Below are 16,992 nucleotides of genomic sequence, written 5' to 3' on the forward strand. Positions count from 1 at the left end.
AGCTTTCTGTTTTACTTATAGGTCGCTTCTAAATCCGTTTCCTGTACTTTTTCTTGTACCTCTTTTGCAGACATGACATTTTTGATTCCTATCACAGTCACACCCTTTTCCTTTACAGCATCGAACATATGCAGAAAATTCATAGGTGTAAATACTACATCATACTGCATAGCTGAACTTTTTCCCTCTGCAATTGAACAATGATGAATTTTTGTGATTTCAAAGCCAAGCTCTTTCAAGCCTTTTTCTACACTTCTCATCATCATCAAGCTTGTTCCTGATCCATTTGCACACGATACTAATACTCTCATTATTATTTCCTCCTATTAATTATAGTTAGTGTTTTTCCTTTAATTTAAGCTGCCATCTTTTTTACATACTCATCATAATCTTCAGCAATCAGGAAATAGCCTTCCGGATTCGCACGATACTGAAGCTGCGGAATGGCTAGTAGAAGCAGAACAACTACTGCAATACCAAAATAGCCAAGGAATTTCATCAGTAATGTAGCAATTGGCCAAACTGTCGCCCAGTCAAACATGCCTAAATACCCGCCATACTGTGCCAGTCCTACAAATGAAGCAATTAGAGCGGAACCAACAACCTGTATAATCCCAGAGATAAATGGGAAAATACAAGCAGCTTTTACTCCTCCACGGTTATTTGAAAACAGAGCAATCGCTGCATTGTCAAAGAATAGCGGAATAAATCCGGCAATTACAATGACTGGTGACTTAAATAAAATTAATAAGCCGATGGTTACAAACTGTCCTAATGCGCCAAACAGGAAGCCAATTGTTACCGCATTGGGCGAACCAAAGGCTAGTGAGGCAGAAACATCTATGCCGGGAACAGCTCCTGGCAGCAACGTATTAGAAATTCCTTGGAAGGATTGCGTCAGCTCATCCACGAAGGTCCGAACCCCTAACTGCAGAATTGCCAGATAAACGGCGAAGTACAAGGATGTTTGTAAAATATAGAAGAAAAAGCTTTGCCCTTCAACCATAAATTCAGCTTGAATCAGATAGTCTTGCCCCAATATAACCATAATTATTCCAAAGAAAAACAGCATCAAAATGGATGTGGAGACCATATTTTCATTGAAAATGGAAAGGAAACCTGGAAACTTAATATCTTCAATTCGTTTATTGTTCTTTCCTTTTTTCATTTTTTCAGCTAAGCGGGCAAAAATGTATATTCCAAACATTTGTTGATGGGCAATGGCAAAGCCAGCCCCTTCAGTCAGCTCCTGTGTGATTCCTACGGTCAAATTGGAACCAACTGCCCAATAACAACCTAGAACCAGTCCCATTACCAACAGGATTTCTATACGGCCTAAATCCGGGAAACAGAAGAGTAACAGCCAAAAGGCGGTTGCCGCCTGCTGAATCTGAACATTTCCTGTGGTAAATACGGCTCTTAATTTTGTATACTTTTTGAAACGAACCAGCAAAATGTTCATAACAAAGGCAATTAACAGTAAAATCATCGTATCACTGAAGGTCCGCCCAAAGGTCTCTTCAATTCCAGCGGTGACTGCATTTTGTCCGAAATAAGGATCGATAACCATGGCGTCTAAATCGAAACGTTCTTTTAGTCCAACAAGGATTGGCCGAAAATTATTAACCAGTCCGCCGGAACCAACAGACAAAATCAGATACCCTACAGTCGCCTTTAAGAAACCTGCGATACTTTCATAAATCGGTTTCTTCAATAATACATAACCTAATAACACAATAAATCCAATAAGAAACGCAGGCTGCGTAAGAATGTTTGCAGCAAAATAGTCCCAAATTCCTAGTAAAAAATCTAAAACCTGATCCATTTTATCCCCTCTTTCTTATAATTGATATTTTTCCATAACTCCTTGATAATCTGCCAGTGAGTTTGTCGCAGATAAATCTTCAATCAAGCCTTCTACCATCAGCAGCTCAGATAAATTCGCAATATTTTCCATATGTTCTTCCGGATTTTTAGCTGCCAGTGTAAAAAATAAACAGGCATTTTTTTCCGGATTTCCCTCTTCAAATACAACGTCTGCTGGCATTTTTGTAAAGGAAATAGCTGTCCCAAAGACCCCTTTACTTTTTTCTGAAGAGTGCGGCATAGCCACCCCTGGCACAATAACGATGTAAGGACCAAATTCTTTAACACAGGCAATAATTTCTTCTACATAAGTCTGATTGATGATTTTCTTCTCAAGTAGATTATCGCAGCTAATCTGGACTGCCTCTTCCCAATTTCCCGGCTTTTTTTCGCTAAAACGTACTAAATCATTTTCATAGAAATACTTCAGCATCATGTATCCCCTTCCATTTTTTATTTTTAAACAATCGGGAGGAATTTTTTGTTTTCCATCCCGATTTCTTTTATTTATATGCTTTTTACAGGAATGATGGGAATGGCGTATCATTCTCCACAGCAAAGACATCTTCAAATCCCCGATAAAAATTAAATTCCAGTTTGTCTTTATCATTAGGATAAGTAAATTTACCACCTACTTGCCAGATGAATGGTTTAAATTGGTAGTCTAAACGATCTTTCTTAAATTTCCAGATTTCCGTGATTTCTTTCGGATCTGCCATAAAGTTCGCCCAGATGTCGTAATGAACTGGAATTACTACCTTTGCATTTAGTGATTCGGCCATCCTAAGCATATCAACAGATGTTACTTTATCTGTAATTCCTCTTGGATTTTCACCATAGGCGCCTAAGCAAACGTCAATTTTATGTTCATTGCCGTGTTTAGCAAACATATTGGAATAGTGGGAATCTCCTGCATGATAAATATTACCGCCGCTCGTTTCAAATAAATAGTTTACTGCAATCTCATCCATATCCTGAGGCATTTTTTCCTTTAATGTTACTTCAGGATCTTCACAAGTTACCAGCGCTGTCCGGTCAAATGCTTCCAATGCGGCTACTTCAACATCTTTCACTTTAATGCGGTCCCCTGGTCTGACAACTATTGTCTTTTCTTTTGGAATTCCCCATTCCAGCCAAGTATTTACAACCTCTTGCGGTCCGATAAACGATGCCTCCGGGCAATTCTGATGGACTGCTGCAGCCGTATTAATATCCAGATGATCTGAATGGATATGGGTTACAACTAATGCATCTACATTCTTTACCGCAAATGGATCAATAACAAATGGCTGAGTTCGTAGATTCGGCTGCATGTTTTCACATCCGCTCATCCGCATCATTTGATGTCCTTTTTTCATCTTACCGTCTCCGTGTGTACGTTTACCTGTTCCACACCATAAATCACAAAGTATATTCGTCCCTTCATGTGATTTTAGCCAGATTCCCGTACAGCCTAGCCACCACATCGCAACTGTTCCTTCTTTAACATCTTCTTTTTCTATTTCTTCGTTTAAATAAGTGCCCCACTCTGGAAATGTACTTAAAATCCAGCTCTCTTTTGTTACATCATGAATTGTCGCCATACGCTGCCTCCTAATTTTTCACGTTTGTTTTCGTTTACAAATTTATTCTACAACAAAATCAAGCGTTTTCAATCTTTTTTTATGAGCATTTCATATTTTTAAGAACGTTTGACCATTTTTTAAATATTTTTCGAGCATTTAATCATTTTTTAGTGCAAATTAAGATTGTTTTATGATAGTATAATGTTTGAGGTGAGAATCATGAGAAAAATATTGTGGACTGTCTTTCATTCTGGGAAAAAACTACTACTCTGGAGTATTTACAGTATCTTTGCCGGTTATATCATCTATTTAGCAGCTACATCTCCTAAACTGGAATCTAAATTGTTTTTTTCAGTTGTTGGTATTGCTGCTTTAGCTGTCACACTTCTGTTTGAATATCTAAAAAGAAGCTATGAAAAAATGATCTGCGCACTAACTTTCGATTGTGATATTATCAAAGCAGAGCAATTGAAGAAACAGCTGTATAAAGCTGATTTGTTCAAGGGCTTTACTGGTTCCCTTCGTATCTTCGATGCCTTATTACTAATGGATAAAGGTCATTATAATGAATGTCTGGAGCACTTAGCAAAGAACGAAAAATTTTTCCGCTCGACCTTTGACTACCTTTTTATTTATTACCATACACAACTTCACTGCTTTTATTTTTTAGAGGAATTTGAAAAAGCAGATACAGCGCTAGAATCGCTTACTAAGTTAAAACAACTAAAAACAAAGCAGATTAGTCCCCTTTATTCTTGGTCAGAAATTGAGGGAATAAAGTATTATGTTCAAGGTAGAAATAAAAAGAGCCTAGAAGCCTTTGAACAGGTTGACACTAGTCGACTAAATAATCGGGAACTCGCTTATCTCTACTATATGCAGGGCCGCAGCACTGTTAAGTCTGGTGCAGTGTCCGATGGAAACCGTTTGCTGAAGGAAGCTCGAACGCTGGGAAACACTTTGCACTTAACGACTATATGAACAGGGAGAGATTTTTATGAAGAGTTCCTACAAGACAATTCAGGAGAGAAGAGAGCGTATTCTTGACTTGCTAAAAACCGCTGCTTCCTCTATATCAATTAAAGAAATTAGCGAGCAGCTGGCAGTGTCAGAAGTTACAATTCGCCGCGACTTGACTGCACTTGAAAAAATGGGTCAGGTGATACGGGAACACGGCAAGGCAAAGATAATTCAAAAAGAAAATGAGCAGCTTTACAACAAAGAATTGGAAATACTTAAATGTTTAATTGCCCAAAAAGCTGCTGAATTTGTTAGCGAGGGAGATACACTTTTTATTAATACTAGCTCTACCGCTCTCGCTGCCATTAAAAAGCTGGAAGAAAAACGCGTAACTATTGTCACAAACAATGTGAAGGTTGCCAATATTGATCATCATCCTAATTCGACTGTTATTCTTTCAGGCGGGGAAATCCGTTTTCCTAAAGAAGCATTGGTTGGAGATATCGCCATTGAATCCTTTTCAAAGATGTCATCTGATATTTCTATTATCGGCTGTTCAGGGTTAAGCTTAGAGGATGGTATCACTACTCCCGTTCTCCATGAAGCTAAGATTAATTCTTTAATTATTGAGCGAACCCGCGGACCGGTCATTGTTGTTGCAGATTATCGAAAAATTGGTTTTTCATCTAACTTTACCAGCGGAAATATTAAGGATATTGATTACTTAATTACAGACACCTTTGCCTCTCCTGAAGCCATTAACGCAATAGAAAAAGAAGGGGTTCATGTTATTCAGGTAGAGGTTTGATTAAGCATAGAAAGACTGTCACATAGATAAAAACTGCTGAATGCTCTAGACAGCTCAGCAGTTTCTATCTGTTTAAATAAGAATAAAACCTGCACAAAATTATCGTTGTAGTCTTCATACCTATTTCACTGGTATCATTTATAACCTGTTTAAATGAGCAAAATTAAAGTTATTCAACGTTTCTACTCTTAGGAATATTTACAGAGAAGTTTTTTTGAGCTATGATATTAAGTAAGCGCTACCATTAATTGCACTAGTGCGTATTATCGGGATATTCGGGCAAGTTTCATAGTTTTCAAGAGCTAAAAAAGGAGTAGTGAAGGCTGATGAGTAATAGTATAGAAGAACATTTGGCTCAAGCGCACAGCTATTGGCGTGAAGGAAACGAAAAAGAAATGCTGATTCCGCTGGAAAAAGCATTAGCTGCGGCAAAGCAGGAACAGAAAATAGCAAAAACAATTGAGATACTTAATGAATATGGAGGTGCACTGCGTGTTACCGGCAATTATCCAAAGGCTGTTGAAGCATTGACTGAAGCATTGGATTTAATTGACTGGTTCTATTCCCGTCATTCAGAAGCTTACGCCACTACGTTGACAAATTTGGCGAATGTTTTAAGAGCACAGGGCTCACTAGTAAAATCCGAAAAAATATTTTTACAGGCAAAAGAACTATACGAAAACCTAAATCTATTTGATTATCCTTATGCTAGTCTGTGCAATAATCTTTCTCTTGTTTATCAAAATATGGGTGAGTACAAACAAGCCTATCAACTGTTGATGAATGCTGTTGAACTTATTAAAGATTCACCTCGATTAGCTGTTCCTTTGGCAATCAGCTACAACAATCTTTTTGAAATTTGTAAACAAACGAAACAGCCGGAGGCAGAATCCTATTTGGTTTTAGCAGAAGAGCTTCTGAGAAATACAGTAGGCAAAAAACATCCGTTGTATGCAGTTATACTTAATAATATGGCCAGTGTTTTTTATAAACGAGGGGAGTTTTCTAAAAGCCTAAGTCTTTATGAGGTCAGTCAGAAATTGATTAGGGACACCTACGGTGAAGAAAGCAGGGATTATCAGGCAGTTACAGGGCATATTCAAACACTGAATAGTATCTTAAAAAAAGAAGCTATCGCTGAAGCGGCTTCTTCCATCCCTTGTGAAACGGACAGAGGTGGTTATGGAATGGAGGCTGCCCGGCATTTTTTTGAAACTGAAGTACTAGCGCTGTTTCAGAATAAATTACCAGAGATTTTCCCCTTCTGTGCTTTTGGATTAGTCGGTCAGGGGTCTGAATGCTACGAATTTGATGATGCCTATTCGCGAGATCATGACTTCAAAACAAGATGCTGCTTATGGCTGCCGCGACAAAAATATCTGGAATATATCGATGAAATAACTACTATATCTTCGTCGCTGACAGCTCAACTGGATGTCTATTCTATTGAAGAATTTTATAAGAATTTCACCTTGTGTGAGTCAGTTCCACAAACCATTCAAGAGTGGCTGCGTATTCCTCAGGATTTTCTTTCTATCGCTACTAATGGTCAGGTTTTCATGGATAATTTAGGACAGTTCACCGCCTTTAGAAAACAGTTACTAGCCTATTATCCCGAAGATATCCGCCTCAAAAAAATGGCCTATTGCTGTAATAAAATTGCACAATCAGGACAATATAACTATTTTCGATGTCTAAAAAGAAACAATCAAATTGGTGCGCAGGCTGCACTAGGAGAATTTATTCACTACTATAGCGAATGCGTCCATCTAATCAACAGACGATATTTACCTTTTTACAAATGGGTAGAACGTTCCCTTTCCAGCTGTCCTCTTTTTGGTCAAGAAACTACGGACGATTTAAATCTGCTGCTGGTTAATAAAGAGAATAATCAAGAAGAGCTGATAGAAACTATGTGCAGACGCTTAGTCAGCTATTTCAATGCAGAGGGTCTTTCTCAATCTAATGTTAGCTTCTTAACCTACCAGGCAGAAGAAATAATGGAAAAAATCAAAAATCCTCAGCTAAAAAGAGGAAATTCATGGGTATTATAAGGACACTAAAAACTAAGAAAAGAACTTACCAGAAAAGCAGTTACTCTGGATTTATTTTAGTTTTAGGCTAAGGAAAATATCGGTGGAAAAGCCCTTTGTCAGAGTCAGTTGGCAAATTTCATTTTCTCAAAAAACTCTCAATGGCACCTCTATTCGAAGAATGACAAGCAAAAAACACTTTCATAGAAACTTATTTACGTGGAGAATATTGCACTTATTCAGAAACAACCCTTGCTTTGCTTTAAACTGTCTATCTTATACGCCTATAATACTGGAGAGAATTTAGTCACTCGTTTGGCCAATTTGCACAAGCAGCTCGTATAGAACGCAGAATGAGTGACTACGTACTAAACATTAAAAAGCCGGAATATACTGAAAATAGGAACTAAGGTGAGAGCCTTAAGCAACTATTCTCAATATATTTCGGCTTCTTTCTAATGGAACTGCTTTTTCGTCTATCATTCTCCCTGCATACCTTTTCGCTGCTGGAGTCCTGAGGCAGTATGAATCATTGGAATACCGTTTATACAATTTTTAAGGACTGGAACATCATCAATTTGACGAATGTTTCAGTCCCCGCTTGTTAATTTATCTTTTTTGAATAGTAACTATGCCGCCTTATTTAGCTGCTTTTTCTTTTTTTATTTGCTTACTACGCAATTGTCCACAGGCAGCATCGATATCTGTGCCATGCTCTCTGCGAATAACACAGTTAATTCCATTTTTCTTAAGCACATCATAAAATGCCAGCACGTCAGCTTTATCACTGCGGCTGTACTGATCATGTTCGCTTACAGGATTATAAGGAATCAGATTTACATAGGTTAGCTTTTTCTTATTCTTCAGCAAATCTGCCAGCTGCTGAGCATGTTCTTTTCGGTCATTCACATGGTTCAGCATAATGTATTCAAAGGTAATCCTCCGATTAGTCTTTTCCAGATACTCATCGACTGCTTCCATCAGTTTCTCAATCGGAAAGCTGCGGTTAATTCGCATGATGGATGTACGAACATCATTATTTGGTGCATGTAGGGAAATCGCGAGATTAACCTGTAAACCATTATCGGCAAATTCTTTGATTTTCGGTACTAGACCGCTTGTTGAGACGGTAATATGACGTGCCCCAATAGCCAAGCCCTTGGCATCGTTGATTGTATGCAGAAAGTTCATCAGATTGTCATAGTTATCAAATGGCTCACCAATTCCCATCACGACAACGTGGCTCACTCGTTCATCCTGTCCACGCTCATCAAAATAGTGCTGAACCTCCATAATCTGTGCAACTATTTCTCCAGCTGTTAAATCCCGCTGCTTTTTCAATAATCCACTGGCACAGAAGGTACAGCCAATATTACAGCCAACTTGCGTGGTCACACAAACAGAAAGACCATATTCTTGGCGCATCAAAACTGTCTCAATCATGTTTTTATCCGGCAGTTCAAACAAGTATTTTACTGTGCCATCCTTTGACTCCTGAATAATTACCTGTCGCAAAGGATTAATAATAAAGTTTTCTTCTAGTATAGTAATTAAATTTTTAGATAAATTCGTCATTTCACTAAACGTGCGTACACGTTTTATGTACAGCCATTCCCAAACCTGTGTAGCCCGGAACTTCTTTTCACCGTTTTCAATAAACCAGTTGATCAGCTCTTCTTTAGTCAACCCGTAAATGGATATCTTTTCCACTAGTTTTCCTCATTTCATCAAGACTTCGATTCATACTATAACCCATTCTTTCTTGCATTGCAACAGCTCTCTTATTTTCAAGATAGGAAAAAGAAGAGGTTAAGCCAAAGTGTTTTGCTTCAAGAACCAGGCAGATACTGTTCAACATCAGCTCATACATCACTGTGTTTTTCAGCAATAAACCATACTAAACGAAAATAGCTACATTTCCAATATAGTATGGCTTATTTTTGAAGAGGCGGCTTTTGGACCGCCATTATTTTGGTCCCAGACATACTGAGAATCTGGGAATTTATATTGTTCCAAGCCCGCCCTTGCCTCAGATACCTGATGATTTTAAAAAAACACTTTCAGAAAAACCAAAGAACACAGCCTGTTCACCCAGTACCAGCAAAAAAAGTAGCGCTAGCGTTCATAACCTTTTGGGAAAAGCTTCTTTTGTAAAAAACGCTTAAATTCAACCACTAACATGTTGGCAGCCAATTAGGCTTGAATAAGCCGATAGACTTTTTTAAAGTAGAAGATTCTCGCAATTAGATAGTAGGCGGCCTGGATCAAAATGAATACACCCAATACCTGCCAACCTGCCAGCTGCATTCCCTGATTAAATATATGATACATGGCTGTCAGTGCAACTGCACCATGTATAACTGAAACAATAATTGGTGTAAAGAAGAGAATAGCCACCTGCTGATTGATCATTTTTTTCAATTCTTTTTTCGTTAATCCCATTTTGTAAATCATTCTGAACTTCTCTACATCGACATCCATATCACTGTATAAGCGGAAGTAAAGGAAGCTTCCGGCAGAGACAAAGAAGACAATTCCAATGAAAATACCTACAAATAAAATGGGTTTATAGCTGTCTAAAATCATTTGTGTAGAATAGGTTTTTGCAGAAAACTGATAATTACCTTCCTGAGATTTTCCCAGATCAATTAATTCTTCTCGTGAAAGATCCTGCGGTTGCCAAACTGTTCCCTGAGTGTAACCCAATGTATCTAAGTCAGTCGCATCAGGGACAACAACTGTTGTACTGAATACTGGCAAAATAGTTTCTTTTTCCTGCTTCTGTACTGCTAAAAGCTGTTGATTTGGCAATTGAACCTGAGTGACCGCTTCTGGTTCATTTCCTGAACCAAACTCTGTATCAAATAACAGTTGAATTGCTTGTCCGTTAACCACTATCTTGGGTTGTCCCGCAATTTCTGCCAACCGATTGTAGTCACTTTCTTTAATAAAGTTTACATGGTTCTGATCCGTATATGTCTTATAGTCACCCCGTTGCACCTGAATGCCTTTTTGCTCCAATAATGCGGAAAAGGCAGTATCAATCGGTGCTGTTTCTGCTATTTCACCAGATAGCTGAAATTCATACGGCATAGAATCAACTGACCCTAAAATCATTTGTTGAAAGCTGTAAAGGGTCCCAATAGCCGCAAAAGCAACTGTTGAAATGATGGATACGAGAAAGAAGGAGCGAGCATTATCTTTCATACGAAAGGCCAAATCCGAAAAGACAACCATGTTGGTTTTCTTCCAAAAAATCTGTCTTTTACTCTTCAGCTTTTCAATACTCCAGACACTGAGTTGATTGAACAGAAACCTCGTTCCCAAAACAACCAGAAAAATCACCGGCAGCATAACTATTGGAACCAGCTGACCTGGTGACAGCAGTGCTACACCATAACCGATGCCAATTAGTATAATTGCTAATAATCCTTTGATAAATGAACCCTTGATTGTCCCTTTTCCCATATCTCCAGCTTTCAGTAACGTCTGTAGCTTGAGCTTTGGTAAACGAAACTGAATGAAAAAAGAAATAGCTAAAAATAAAATGGAAAAAGAGATTAGAGTTATTATCATTGCCTGTAATGGAAAATAGAAACTAAGACTAACATGTATCAGCTTGTTGCTGAGGAATAAAATCAACTGGGAAAAACCTACTCCTACAATGCTGCCAATAATTGTTGCAAAAAAACCAATAACTAGATTTTCAATAAAAATCATGCGTTTCAGTTGTTTAGGGCTCATGCCCTGAATCATTAATACCCCGAATTCTTTCTTACGCGATTGAATAAACACATCCATCGAATACAGTACAAAGAAAAAAGAAAAGCCATAAATGATAATTGCCGCAGCCATCATCCCTTTTTGGGCACTGGCATTTAATCCATCAGATAATGCCGGATGAAAAGCAAAACCAGTAAAGGTGAAAAAAACCATCACAGCAAATAGTGTGCTTAGGAAATAGGCTAAATACAGCCGTCTGTTTCTGATTGTATTGCGGATTACAAATTGACTAAAACTCATTCTCAACACCTTCAATCATTGCAAGATTGGTCATAATCTCATCATAGAATTGTTTTTGTCCTTGCTGTTGTTTGATTTCACCAACCAATTCACCATCCTTGATGAACACAATTCTTTGGCAATAGCTGGCTGCCAAAGGATCATGGGTAACCATCAGAATAGTTGCCTGCTCTCCTCTATTCAGCTGCTGTAGGAGCTTCATTACATCTTTAGAGGATTTAGTATCCAGATTCCCCGTCGGTTCATCAGCCAGCAACAGCTGCGGCTGATGAATCATCGCTCTAGCAACAGCCACACGCTGTGCCTGTCCGCCGGATATTTCTCCAATCCGTTTTGTTAATAATGGTGCAATACCTAATTTTTCAGCTAGCTGGTGCAATTTTCTCTTCATCACATTAATTTTTTCACCATCTAAAGTTAAAGGCAAAACAATATTTTCTTCCACAGTCAAAGTAGGCATCAGGTTAAAGCTCTGAAAAATAAAGCCCAGCTCCCGCCGTCTAAATTTAGCGATTGCCTCCTGATCCAGTTTATGAGGGTTTTTGCCGTTCAATACTATTTCTCCAGAAGTAGGCTGGTCAATTGTCGCCAACAGATTTAAAAATGTACTTTTACCACTGCCGGAAGGTCCCATAATTCCGATAAATTCTCCATCCTCAACAGTTAAATCAAGCCCTTTTAATGCTTGATATTTGATTTCATCACCATATGTTTTACTTAAATTTTTAACTTGCAGCATTTTTAATCACTCCATTTCTTTCTACTTCATTCTATGAAAATCTGGTCTTTTTAACAATTGAAAGGAATAACATTGTGCTTACATTTTTGTCATATTCACTTGTAAAGCCGTAAAAATAGTTTTTTGACAGCAAAAAGCAGGCTCCTTATGCTAAAGAGCCTGCCTGCTGATTCCAGTTTTTAACTATGCTTCATATTCAATAACATATGGATGCATTTCAGTATTATAGATTGCTTCAGAGTATTCGACAACTTGATCGTGTCTGCCAAAAGAACGTCGAATCCGTTTCAACCCAACTGTTTCTGTTGTATCCAAAATCTCCTGCTGCCAATCAGTTAGCTGAATAATCTGAAAACTATCCTCAAATCGAAAAATTTCTATTTTGTGCTGATCCAAAATACGATACAGAGATTCCTTTTCAAAGCTTTCAATTGAGACATCCGCAAGTTCTATTGGCAGAAAGTACTCAAAATAAATATACGGCTGTTCATCCAATGTATAGACTCTGGAAAATTTAACCGCTTTTTTCCCTATATATTTATAGGCGGCAGCCTCCTCTGTTAGGTTGATAACATCCAATGTTAGGTTTTTCTTCACAACATTCAAACCAGATTCATTTAAAAACTCAGTGAACGTTCCTGCTTTTGACAGCTTGTTATAGGGACGATTACTTAAAACGGTTGTACCCTTTCCGCTCTTTTTCGCTACCAAATCTTCATCTGCAAGCATTTCAATTGCACGGCGTATTGTTATTTTACTTACCTCAAATATTTCTTCGAGTTCAGATTCTGTAGGAAGTAGTGAACCAACTGGATACTTTCCACTTATAATATCTGCTTTTAATTGTTCCGCCACATCTAGATATAAAACGCTTTTCCTTCTCATCATGCTCCCCCTTGACTTGGTCAATCAATAACTGGTTTCAGCTGCTGCTAAAATAAATTTTCTATTCCTTCTCACTATTGCTCTTGTATCTATAGAAACTCTCTACGCTTAAATAAAACAGAACAACAACTACTAACAGACACATCATTAAACAACGATTTCCAGAAAAACTTTACCTTTAAATAGCTAGCACACCACAGGAAAATTAGACATGCTCTAATGTCCCTTTCGCTTTTCTAAACGCTTTTCCTGCTTCTTTTCAAAAATCTGCTGCTTCTTCTCAATTGTCCGTTTCCGCTTTTTCTGTTTTCTCAAAAGCTTCAAGCTTTCCTGCTGCTCTGCTATTGCTGCTTGAGATTTTGTGGATAAAATCGGCTGCCTCTTCTGTTTCTCAATCATGCGTTGAATACGTTTTGGATTTATAGGCTTTTTTTCTATCTGTTCTTTTTTTATCTGACTATGCCATTCTTGCTCCAAAAGTACAGGCAACTGTGTAATTACAAATTGGTACACCTCTTCATCCTTAGGCTCCGAACCAAATATATGCTGATAGACTCTCAAATGCTGTTCACTATCCACATACTCTACCAACCCGCTCCAATACTGACCATTAAAATAAATTGTTAGTTCCACGCTGCTTCCTCCCTTAGTTTGGAAAAAGAACAATGGACGACCCAGGAGGGAAGGTTACTGACAATTACTGCTTTTGGACTACCAACCAAAACGTGTTTTTATGCTCTTATCTCTATCATACAATAAATGAAGCAGAATGCAATTTGATTTTAATAAAAAGAAGAAACATAACAGCTAACTTATGCTTTTTGTCTAATAAATCTTAAGAAAAACGGTATATAGAGACTCTTTTTTCTTTTTCTAGCAAAAGCTAGATTGTGAGAATTTAATAAGAAGGTTAATTGTTGAAAAATATTCTCTTTTAATAAAAAAGAACTGAAACATGAGTCAATCCGACCCTGTTCCAGTTCTAAAAAATCCAATTAATGAAAACGCTAGAGTAGCCTTTTCAACATTAAACAGACATGAGTTGAAACGAATAAAAACTATTCTAGTATTCTTTCAGCTTATTCTTCCAAGCTTAATCTTTTGCTTCCACTATTATTATTTTTACTGTTCTTCTTCCGGGAATGGCGGCTCTTCTTCCGGCTCCGCTTCAACAAAAACCTTGCGCGGCTTACTACCTTCTGATGGACCGATAACCCGATTACTTTCCAGTTCGTCAATCAAACGCGCTGCTCGATTATAACCAATTCTAAAACGCCTTTGCAGCAGTGAAATACTCGCCGTCTGCATTTCAATTACTAAAGCCTTGGCATCTTCATATAGTTCATCCTGTGGCATCTCACCCGGTGCCGCAGCTACTTCTTCAGTCGGCATCATATTTTCCTGATAGTCTGCTTCCTGCTGTTCTGTCACAAAGCTGACCACTCGTTCTACTTCCTGGTCAGAAATAAATGCTCCCTGAACACGGATTGGTTTGTTTTCTCCCATCGGCAGATAAAGCATGTCTCCTCGTCCAAGCAGTTTTTCTGCACCATTACTATCAATAATTGTGCGGGAATCCGTTCCGCTTGATACAGCAAAAGCAATTCGTGAAGGGACATTGGCCTTGATAATCCCAGTAATAACATCTACACTAGGTCGCTGTGTAGCTAGAATCATATGGATACCTGCTGCCCGCGCCATTTGAGCCAGGCGAATAATCGCATCCTCAACTTCATTGCTGGCAACCATCATTAAATCGGCCAACTCATCAACAATCACGACAATAAACGGTAAAATCGGATGGTTTTCACCAGCTTCAATATTTCTCTGTCTCACTAAGTCATTGTAGCCGGAAATATTTCGAACCCCGGCTCCAGCAAATTTCTCATATCTAAGCTCCATCTCCTGAACAACCTTCTGCAGTGCTTGAGCTGCCTTGCGCGGGTTCGTTACAACAGGGGTTAGCAGATGAGGAATCCCATTGTAAACATTCAATTCAACCATTTTAGGGTCAATCATCATCATTTTAACTTCATGAGGCTTTGCCCGCATTAAAATACTGGTAATAATCCCATTGATAGCGACTGATTTCCCACTCCCTGTTGAACCAGCAATCAGTAAGTGAGGCATCTTAGTCAAATCAGCAGATTGTACCATACCTGAAATATCTCTTCCCAACGGCACCTCAAGCAGCTTATCTGGATGGCTGGGCTGAGCTTCAACAACATCACGGAAGGATACCGTACTGACTGTATTATTGGGTACTTCAATTCCTATCAGAGATTTCCCAGGAATTGGAGCTTCCATCCGCACATCCTTGGCGGCTAGTGCTAACGCGATGTCATCTGTTAAGCCGACAATCTTACTAACCTTAACGCCGACAGCCGGTTGAACCTCAAACTTTGTTACTGCAGGTCCCAGACTAGCTTTGACAACCTTGGCATCGACACCAAAACTCTGAAAGGTTTGCTCAAGAACTGAAATATTCTTTTCAATTTTTTGGTATTCGTCACTTTGATCTGCCGCTGGAATGGAATCCAGCAATGAAGACACAGGCAGCTGATAATCTCTGTCTTCTGTTTCAGCAGAAATTTCAAACTCCAAATCTGTCGGATCTTCCGTTTCTGAAAAATCAGTTTCCGGTTCAGGTCCGTAGTAATCATCAGGAGACAGCTGCTCCTGATTTTGAAAGCTGTCAATAGGAACTAATGTTAACTGTTCCGGCTCTTGTTCAGCAGCCTCTGTATACAGCGCCATTTCTTCTTTCGCTAGCTGTTCCCCTGCAGTATGGGGTCTAACCTGATTCTTTTCAAGCCATTGTTCTGCCATTTCTCGGGCTTTCTCTTGTTTTTCTTCTTCCTTAAGCTGCTTCATTTCAGAACGCTTCTGGGCTCTTGCCGCCATTCGCTCGTCGCTTTTTGCAAACATGTTGCTAAGCAGCTTGCGAAGCCTCTGAATCCCGTTTAAAACTTGCTGAATCTCAAGCTTGCTAATCAGAAAAATTCCCAATGCTATGATTATCACTGCAATGATATAACTGCCCAGTTGAGCAACTAAAAAGTGTGTGGCTGAATACAAGAGCGCGCCCAGCATTCCACCACCGACATTTTCACTGATACTATTCCTGCTGAGATCCATTTTTAGAAAATCCCAGGTAGTATTGATAATATTTGGAGAAGCACTGTTGATATTACGGAACCAGTATGCGTGAATGAATAATAAGAAACCAACATAAATTAGACTACCGCCTATAATCTGACGAGCCGACTTAATTGGAAAATTATCTCCAAAGAGGACTAGTGAAAAACCGTAGAGCATCAACAGAATTGCTGCTGCAGAAAATGTATTTCCAACTGCGAAACGTAATCCATTCGCAATCAATATACCTAAAAATCCTAATTTTAATAATCCCAACAAACCAAAGAATACGAAAAAAATACCAATAAAAATGTAGCGCAGCTGTTCCTGCTGCTTTTGTTGTTTCTTGGTTTTCTTTTTCTGTGCCATTAATCCTCCCTCTTTCCGACAAAGACCATTATACCTAAAAAAAGAGACGAACAAAAGTACCCCCATTCGATTTTCCCATTTAAAAAGGAAAACTTTACCAGTTTTCCTTAAATTACCAAAAAATATAGTTTGTATCACCAGTTATTTACTGTCGACCTTGGATACTGTAAATAAGCAGGGATATCGACAGACTTATTTAATTCTAGTCAACCCTTTTTATAACCGCTTAGAAAACCACTGTTCACAGGGTTCATATGCTTAAAGAAAGCTGAGATTAACACTTGGGATCATTGACATTATGTTATCATTGCCTTAATATTTGTAGTGAAAGAAGAAAAATACCGAGGTCGACAGAAACTGCTGCTTCAGACCAGTCATACCAAGGGTTAGAATGTAGCGGCTCTTAATCTAAACAGACTGTAATGTTAATTATTTTTCAGGATCACAAGCCCGCTAAATTGAAATCCTCTTAATCTAAACAGACTGTAATGTTAATTTCTATTTACTTCCTTTCAAAACAATTTTATTTACCTCTTAATCTAAACAGACTGTAATGTTAATTTTTCACAAAATAGGTACGCTAATAGCCCGGCAACCTCTTAATCT

Annotated in this window: 13 protein-coding genes and 1 CRISPR repeat array (1 of these 14 only partly in view); of the genes, 3 read left to right on the forward strand and 10 right to left on the reverse strand. The window is 38.4% G+C overall.

The window, feature by feature from the left end; genetic code table 11:
• Positions 1-11: 11 nt before the first annotated feature.
• From ACYSNQ_RS06705 to ulaG, 4 genes are all read right to left on the reverse strand, one after another.
• Positions 12-311, reverse strand: coding sequence for a PTS sugar transporter subunit IIB (locus ACYSNQ_RS06705; RefSeq protein WP_426082106.1), 300 nt, complete (start codon positions 309-311; stop codon positions 12-14).
• 44 nt (positions 312-355) lie between these two features.
• Positions 356-1,825 (reverse strand): PTS ascorbate transporter subunit IIC, encoded by a 1,470-nt coding sequence (locus tag ACYSNQ_RS06710; protein ID WP_426082107.1) that lies wholly within the window; start codon positions 1,823-1,825, stop codon positions 356-358.
• Between the two features lie 15 nt (positions 1,826-1,840).
• On the reverse strand, positions 1,841-2,299 hold the full coding sequence (locus tag ACYSNQ_RS06715) for a PTS sugar transporter subunit IIA (RefSeq protein WP_426082304.1): 459 nt from the start codon (positions 2,297-2,299) through the stop codon (positions 1,841-1,843).
• Between the two features lie 85 nt (positions 2,300-2,384).
• The gene (ulaG, locus tag ACYSNQ_RS06720; RefSeq protein WP_426082108.1) at positions 2,385-3,449 is read right to left on the reverse strand and encodes an L-ascorbate 6-phosphate lactonase; all 1,065 of its coding nucleotides are present in this window, start codon (positions 3,447-3,449) and stop codon (positions 2,385-2,387) included.
• Between the two features lie 201 nt (positions 3,450-3,650).
• On the opposite strand from ulaG, the gene ACYSNQ_RS06725 reads away from it, so the two are divergent.
• The 3 genes from ACYSNQ_RS06725 to ACYSNQ_RS06735 all read left to right on the forward strand — a co-directional run bounded on the left by ACYSNQ_RS06725 (position 3,651) and on the right by ACYSNQ_RS06735 (position 7,253).
• Entirely contained in the window at positions 3,651-4,412 is a 762-nt protein-coding gene (locus ACYSNQ_RS06725) for a hypothetical protein (protein WP_426082109.1), read from the forward strand.
• A gap of 16 nt (positions 4,413-4,428) precedes the next feature.
• Positions 4,429-5,199, forward strand: coding sequence for a DeoR/GlpR family DNA-binding transcription regulator (locus ACYSNQ_RS06730; RefSeq protein ID WP_426082110.1), 771 nt, complete (start codon positions 4,429-4,431; stop codon positions 5,197-5,199).
• 326 nt (positions 5,200-5,525) lie between these two features.
• Entirely contained in the window at positions 5,526-7,253 is a 1,728-nt protein-coding gene (locus ACYSNQ_RS06735) for a DUF4037 domain-containing protein (protein WP_426082111.1), read from the forward strand.
• Between the two features lie 618 nt (positions 7,254-7,871).
• Here the strand turns inward: ACYSNQ_RS06735 and rlmN are convergent.
• The 6 genes from rlmN to ACYSNQ_RS06765 form a co-directional block, all read right to left on the reverse strand.
• Positions 7,872-8,942: a dual-specificity RNA methyltransferase RlmN gene (gene rlmN / locus ACYSNQ_RS06740; protein WP_426082112.1), complete on the reverse strand. Its 1,071-nt coding sequence runs from the start codon at positions 8,940-8,942 to the stop codon at positions 7,872-7,874.
• 483 nt (positions 8,943-9,425) lie between these two features.
• Entirely contained in the window at positions 9,426-11,255 is a 1,830-nt protein-coding gene (locus ACYSNQ_RS06745) for an FtsX-like permease family protein (protein ID WP_426082113.1), read from the reverse strand.
• The gene (locus ACYSNQ_RS06750; RefSeq protein WP_426082114.1) at positions 11,245-11,994 is read right to left on the reverse strand and encodes an ABC transporter ATP-binding protein; all 750 of its coding nucleotides are present in this window, start codon (positions 11,992-11,994) and stop codon (positions 11,245-11,247) included. The genes ACYSNQ_RS06745 and ACYSNQ_RS06750 overlap by 11 nt, the downstream gene beginning before the upstream one ends.
• Before the next feature lie 183 nt (positions 11,995-12,177).
• The gene (locus ACYSNQ_RS06755) at positions 12,178-12,879 is read right to left on the reverse strand and encodes a GntR family transcriptional regulator (protein ID WP_426082115.1); all 702 of its coding nucleotides are present in this window, start codon (positions 12,877-12,879) and stop codon (positions 12,178-12,180) included.
• 216 nt (positions 12,880-13,095) lie between these two features.
• Complete coding sequence (locus ACYSNQ_RS06760) at positions 13,096-13,512, reverse strand: YjdF family protein (RefSeq protein WP_426082116.1); 417 nt, start codon at positions 13,510-13,512, stop codon at positions 13,096-13,098.
• A gap of 489 nt (positions 13,513-14,001) precedes the next feature.
• Complete coding sequence (locus ACYSNQ_RS06765) at positions 14,002-16,386, reverse strand: DNA translocase FtsK (RefSeq protein WP_426082117.1); 2,385 nt, start codon at positions 16,384-16,386, stop codon at positions 14,002-14,004.
• Between the two features lie 400 nt (positions 16,387-16,786).
• Positions 16,787-16,992: direct repeats of the CRISPR family, unit length 30 nt; unit sequence CTCTTAATCTAAACAGACTGTAATGTTAAT (it continues 218 nt past the right edge of the window).

It is taken from the genome of Enterococcus sp. LJL51 (assembly GCF_054871795.1).

Excerpts from the sequence above, each read along its gene's own strand:
- ACYSNQ_RS06705 (WP_426082106.1), bottom strand. The coding sequence starts at position 311 with ATGAGAGTATTAGTATCGTGTGCAAATGGATCAGGAACAAGCTTGATG.
- ACYSNQ_RS06710 (WP_426082107.1), bottom strand. The coding sequence starts at position 1,825 with ATGGATCAGGTTTTAGATTTTTTACTAGGAATTTGGGACTATTTTGCT.
- ACYSNQ_RS06715 (WP_426082304.1), bottom strand. The coding sequence starts at position 2,299 with ATGCTGAAGTATTTCTATGAAAATGATTTAGTACGTTTTAGCGAAAAA.
- ulaG (WP_426082108.1), bottom strand. The coding sequence starts at position 3,449 with ATGGCGACAATTCATGATGTAACAAAAGAGAGCTGGATTTTAAGTACA.
- ACYSNQ_RS06725 (WP_426082109.1), top strand. The coding sequence starts at position 3,651 with ATGAGAAAAATATTGTGGACTGTCTTTCATTCTGGGAAAAAACTACTA.
- ACYSNQ_RS06730 (WP_426082110.1), top strand. The coding sequence starts at position 4,429 with ATGAAGAGTTCCTACAAGACAATTCAGGAGAGAAGAGAGCGTATTCTT.
- ACYSNQ_RS06735 (WP_426082111.1), top strand. The coding sequence starts at position 5,526 with ATGAGTAATAGTATAGAAGAACATTTGGCTCAAGCGCACAGCTATTGG.
- ACYSNQ_RS06745 (WP_426082113.1), bottom strand. The coding sequence starts at position 11,255 with ATGAGTTTTAGTCAATTTGTAATCCGCAATACAATCAGAAACAGACGG.
- ACYSNQ_RS06750 (WP_426082114.1), bottom strand. The coding sequence starts at position 11,994 with ATGCTGCAAGTTAAAAATTTAAGTAAAACATATGGTGATGAAATCAAA.
- ACYSNQ_RS06755 (WP_426082115.1), bottom strand. The coding sequence starts at position 12,879 with ATGAGAAGGAAAAGCGTTTTATATCTAGATGTGGCGGAACAATTAAAA.
- ACYSNQ_RS06765 (WP_426082117.1), bottom strand. The coding sequence starts at position 16,386 with ATGGCACAGAAAAAGAAAACCAAGAAACAACAAAAGCAGCAGGAACAG.